We start from the raw sequence: 4,727 nt of genomic DNA, 5'->3' as shown, positions 1-4,727 counted from the left end.
TCAAAGCATGGGATCAAACAGAATACCCTCTTCGGCCACCAACACCGATCCTTTCAGCGCGTGCTGCCTGGCCTGCGCGAGCACGGTGGCAGCAAGTGTCTGCGGATCCTGGATGGTGACGAACTGGTAGGCGGCGGTATTGGTGATCATGCGACTATTTTAGAGCCGCGGGCGGCCCCTAGCGAGCGCTGTAAACGGGACGCCCGGCACGCTGCAGCAACGAGCCCGCAACCGCGTCATATCGCGCGCTCAGCCGCGCAACAGCAGAAACGGCAGCAACACCAGCGAGGCGACGACCAGCATGCCGATCAGCGTCACCAGCACGAAGACCGGCCGCCTGCGCAGCAACGCGCCAAAGGTCTCCGCAGTACCGGCTGCAAGTTCCTCCTGCCGCTGAGCGCGCGCAATCGCGCCGCGCTGCGCCTGGTAGGCATCCATCGCCGCCTTGGCACGCGGATAGTCGGCATCGTCGCTGAGCCAGATACCGCCGGCGGAAATCCCCCAGTTGCTGGGACGTGTTTCGTAGATCTGCACGCGCCGCTCGCGCATCAGCGCCCGCACCTCGTCGGCTTCGTCGTCGGGAACATTGCGCAGATTGAGCAGCAGCTTGGCCATGCCGCGATGATACCGGGAGCCAGGTGCGATAATGGCCGTCTTTCTTCATGGACCCTATCATGCGCCTTTTGTTGACGCTCGTTGCCGCCCTGTTGCTCGCAAGCTGCGCACCCGCGCTGCCGCCCTCCGGTGGCACCATCGCAAGCTTCGAGCGGATCGACCGCACCGTGGGGACCGGCGCAGAAGCCACACCAGGCGCAATGGTCACTGTGCACTACACCGGCTGGCTCTACGACGAAAAAGCCGCCGACAAACACGGCAAGAAGTTCGACAGCTCGCTGGATCGCGCCGAACCGTTCCAATTTGTCCTAGGCGGCCACCAGGTTATCCGCGGCTGGGACGATGGCGTGGCCGGCATGCGCGTCGGCGGCAAGCGCACCTTGATGATCCCGCCCGATTACGGCTATGGCGACAACGGCGCAGGTGGCGTGATACCGCCCGGTGCATCGCTGGTGTTCGATGTGGAATTGCTGGGCGTGCAGCCGCGTTGAGTGCCTGACGATGACTGATCTGAGCAGGCAGCGGCTGGCCGTGATCGGCGGTGGCCCGGCCGGTTTGATGGCGGCGGAAGTAGCTTGCGCAGCAGGCTTGGCGGTGAATCTGTACGAGGCCAAGGGCTCGGTGGGACGCAAGTTCCTGATCGCTGGCAAAGGCGGCTTGAACCTCACGCATTCCGATTCGATGCCGCTGTTTGCGCAACGCTATCGCGAACGTCAGCAACCGGTTTCCGCATGGTTGCAGGACTTCGATGCTGAAGCGCTGCGCGACTGGGCGCGAGAGCTCGGTGTCGAGACCTACGTCGGCAGCTCCGGCCGTGTCTTTCCGATGGACCGCAAGGCGGCACCCTTGCTGCGCGGCTGGGTGCGCCGGCTCAAGGAACAAGGCGTCATGTTTCATGTGCAGCACCGCTGGCTGGGCTGGACTGAAAACGGCGCACTCCGTTTCGACACACCGACCGGCGCGGTGGAGTGCAGTGCAGATGCAGTCGTGCTGGCGCTTGGTGGCGGCAGCTGGCCGCAGCTTGGTTCAGACGGGCAGTGGCAAGCATCATTGCAGCAACGCGGCATCGCGGTTGCGCCTTTGGTGCCGGCTAATTGTGGCTTCGATATCGATTGGAGTGCGCACTTCGTGCAGCGTCATGCAGGTGCACCGCTGAAGCCGGTCGTTGCGCACTGGCAGGATGGCAATGGCATGCAGCATGCATTGCAGGGCGAATGCGTGGCCACAGCGAACGGCATCGAGGGCAGCTTGATCTATGCCTTGGCCGCTGACCTGCGCGAGCAGATCGATGCGCACGGCGTTGCCGAACTCGTGCTGGATCTGATTCCCGGCCGCTCGCTCGAACGCGTGCATGCCGAACTGACCCAGCCGCGTAAAGGACGCAGTTTCAGTGAGCATCTGCGCCGCCAGGTCGGCATCGATGGCGTCAAGGCGGCTCTCCTCTACGAACATCTCGGCAAGCAGGCGGGTGACGATGTGGCGTTGGTTGCACGCACGCTCAAGCAGTTGCCGCTGCGCCTGTTGCGGCCGCGGCCGCTCGCCGAAGCAATCAGTTCTGCAGGCGGCGTGCGGCTGGAGGCGCTGGATGATCAGCTGATGGCGCTCGCGCAACCAGGACTGTTTTGCGCTGGCGAAATGCTCGAATTGGGAAGCGCAAACCGGCGGCTATCTGCTCACCGCCTGTTTCGCCAGCGGCCGACGCGCCGCGCGCGGTGCCGTGCGGTGGCTAGCGCAGCGCGACGCAACCGCTACAGGCGATCGCTGACTGCCGCACACGGCCACACCGATTTGACGTCGTACACCACCGCACCCGGTTTGCCGAGCGCGGCGATCCGCGCGACGTCGTAGTCGCGGTATTGCGCGTGCGCCACCGCCAGCACCACGGCATCGTAGGCGCCGTCTTCCGGCGTCTCGCAGAGGTGCACACCGCCGTGCTGCAGCGCTTCAGCCGGGTCTGCCCACGGGTCGCAGGCATCCACCTGCACACCCGCAGCCTGCAGCAACTGCACCAATTCCAGTGCGCGGCTGTTGCGCAGATCCGGGCAGTTTTCCTTGAAGGTCGCGCCCAGCACCAGCACCCTCGCCTGCGCAAGCGCGACACCACGCATGGCCAGCATGCCGCACACGCGCTCGGCCACGTGTCGGCCGACACGATTGTTGACCTGCCGCGCAGTGTGGATCAGGTCCGGGTGATAGCCCACGCTTTCGGATTTGTGCATCAGGTAATACGGATCCACACCGATGCAATGCCCGCCGACCAGGCCAGGACGAAATGGCAGGAAATTCCACTTGGTTCCTGCGGCCTCGAGCACATCGAGGGTGTCGATTCCCAACTTGTCGAAAATCAATGCCAACTCGTTGACCAGCGCGATATTGACGTCGCGCTGGATGTTTTCGACCACCTTTGCCGCTTCTGCCACGCGCATCGACGGAGCGCGCCAGGTGCCGGCGGTGATGATGCTGGTGTACAGCGCATCGACGGCATCGGCGGCGTCCGCCGTCGAGCCCGAGGTGATCTTGCGGATGTCGCGCAGACGCCGCTGGCGATCGCCGGGATTGACACGCTCGGGGCTGTAACCGCAAAAGAAGTCGTGGTTGAAACGCCACCCCGAGCCTGCTTCGAGCAAGGGCACGCAAACTTCTTCGGTAGTCCCTGGATAAACCGTGGATTCGTAGATCACCAGGTCGCCGGGCTTGAGTGCGGCTGCGATCAAGGCCGTGGCGCTACGCAACGGCTCCAGATCCGGTTGCTCGAAGCTGTCGATCGGCGTCGGCACGGTTACGATGAAAATGCGACACCCGGCCAGATCCGCAGCGTTTGCGCTGTAGCGCAACTGCGTTGCGGCAGCCAATTCGGCATCGTCCAGTTCCAGCGTGGCATCGTGGCCATCGCGCAATTGCGCAACGCGCTGCGCATCGATGTCGAAGCCTAGGGTGTCGCGTTGCTCCCCGAATGCAACCGCCAACGGCAGGCCGACGTAACCTAAGCCGATGACGGCTATGCACCCCTGTGAGGGGGTCAGAAGCGTGGTGCCGGACATGCGGTTCCTTGAAATGGTGCGCAGCCGGTGGCGGCGCGCTGTGCGGCGGCAGCATAACGCAGGCCGCAAGGAGCCAGGCAGTACAGGAAGTACGCCGCAAAGATTCACAATTGCCGCGCAATCAGGCACGCTATCGCAATGCCCGGGTGGCGAAATTGGTAGACGCAAGGGACTTAAAATCCCTCAGCTGCGAGGCTATGCGGGTTCGACCCCCGCCCCGGGCACGCATTTATAAGGTAATCGAGTCGGCGCATGCGCACTCGTCTTCGCACCGCGCGACGCTTGCCTGCTGATGTCCATGCACGGTCATTCGCATCGTGCAGCCAACGTGGTGGTCACCTGGCCCCGGATTGCGTTTTCGATCACCGCGTGCACGCGACATTGCGTTGCGCCATCCTTCCCGACGCAATCAGTCACGCGCATGTGTCCAAAGCGCCCAAGCGCATGTGCGCGCACTGGAACAGGCATTCGTTATCGAACACTGCAGCGCCACTGCTCGTCGTTCACCGCAGACGCTTAGGAAACCTCTGAACAACGCGCCAAAAAAGCGCGACACTATCGTTTCGGAGTGAGGATTCATCCATGCAACTGACGTTCGGTGACGCCGAGGGCCTGGGCAAGCGCAAGCAGACCCGTCGGGAGATCTTCCTGGCCGAGATGGAGCAGGTCGTTCCGTGGCAGCAACTGCTTGCCCTGATCGCGCCGCACTATCCGGTATCGGGGCGGCCCGGTCAGCAGCCGTACGCACTGGCGACGATGTTGCGGTTCCATCTGCTGCAGCAATGGTATGCGTTGAGCGATCCGGCGATGGAAGAAGCGCTGCACTAGATTCCGACCTTGCGGCGGTTTGCCCAGCTCGGTGGCTTGGACAATGTTCCGGACGAGACCACGATTCTCAACTTTCGGCGCCTGCTGGAGACCCATGGCCTTGCCGCACGGATGCTGGAAGCGGTCAACGCGCATCTGGCGCGCAAGGGTCAGAGCCTGCGCTCGGGCACGATCATCGATGCGACGCTGATCGCTGCGCCCAGTTCGACCAAGAACGCCGATCACGCGCGCGACCCTGAGATG

3 protein-coding genes, 1 tRNA gene and 3 pseudogenes are annotated in these 4,727 nt (G+C 63.5%); 4 read left to right on the top strand and 3 right to left on the bottom strand.

Going from position 1 to position 4,727, the window contains the following annotated elements:
* Positions 1 to 21 precede the first annotated feature (21 nt).
* Positions 22 to 150 (bottom strand): annotated as a pseudogene (locus XAXN_RS20975) (sulfurtransferase); the annotation flags it as partial.
* Between the two features lie 99 nt (positions 151 to 249).
* Positions 250 to 615, bottom strand: coding sequence for a DUF6164 family protein (locus XAXN_RS08145; protein WP_054319173.1), 366 nt, complete (start codon positions 613 to 615; stop codon positions 250 to 252).
* A gap of 59 nt (positions 616 to 674) precedes the next feature.
* Here XAXN_RS08145 and XAXN_RS08140 point away from each other — a divergent pair, with 59 nt between their 5' ends.
* Both XAXN_RS08140 and XAXN_RS08135 read left to right on the top strand, forming a co-directional pair.
* The gene (locus tag XAXN_RS08140) at positions 675 to 1,106 is read left to right on the top strand and encodes an FKBP-type peptidyl-prolyl cis-trans isomerase (RefSeq protein WP_054319172.1); all 432 of its coding nucleotides are present in this window, start codon (positions 675 to 677) and stop codon (positions 1,104 to 1,106) included.
* A gap of 10 nt (positions 1,107 to 1,116) precedes the next feature.
* Positions 1,117 to 2,380: pseudogene (locus tag XAXN_RS08135) on the top strand (TIGR03862 family flavoprotein).
* Here the strand turns inward: XAXN_RS08135 and XAXN_RS08130 are convergent.
* A complete protein-coding gene (locus XAXN_RS08130; protein ID WP_054319171.1) occupies positions 2,364 to 3,656 on the bottom strand; it encodes a nucleotide sugar dehydrogenase in 1,293 nt (430 codons plus the stop codon). The pseudogene XAXN_RS08135 and the gene XAXN_RS08130 overlap by 17 nt on opposite strands.
* A 140-nt stretch (positions 3,657 to 3,796) precedes the next feature.
* Here XAXN_RS08130 and XAXN_RS08125 point away from each other — a divergent pair.
* Both XAXN_RS08125 and XAXN_RS08120 read left to right on the top strand, forming a co-directional pair.
* Positions 3,797 to 3,880 (top strand) — tRNA-Leu (locus XAXN_RS08125).
* A 358-nt stretch (positions 3,881 to 4,238) separates the two neighbouring features.
* A pseudogene (locus tag XAXN_RS08120) lies at positions 4,239 to 4,727 on the top strand (IS5 family transposase); the annotation flags it as partial.

Source organism: Xanthomonas axonopodis, from assembly GCF_001304695.1.
In the GTDB taxonomy this organism is placed as follows: domain Bacteria; phylum Pseudomonadota; class Gammaproteobacteria; order Xanthomonadales; family Xanthomonadaceae; genus Xanthomonas; species Xanthomonas axonopodis.
Note: the sequence above shows the minus strand (reverse complement) of the source record. Positions and strands in the feature narration are given on the sequence as shown.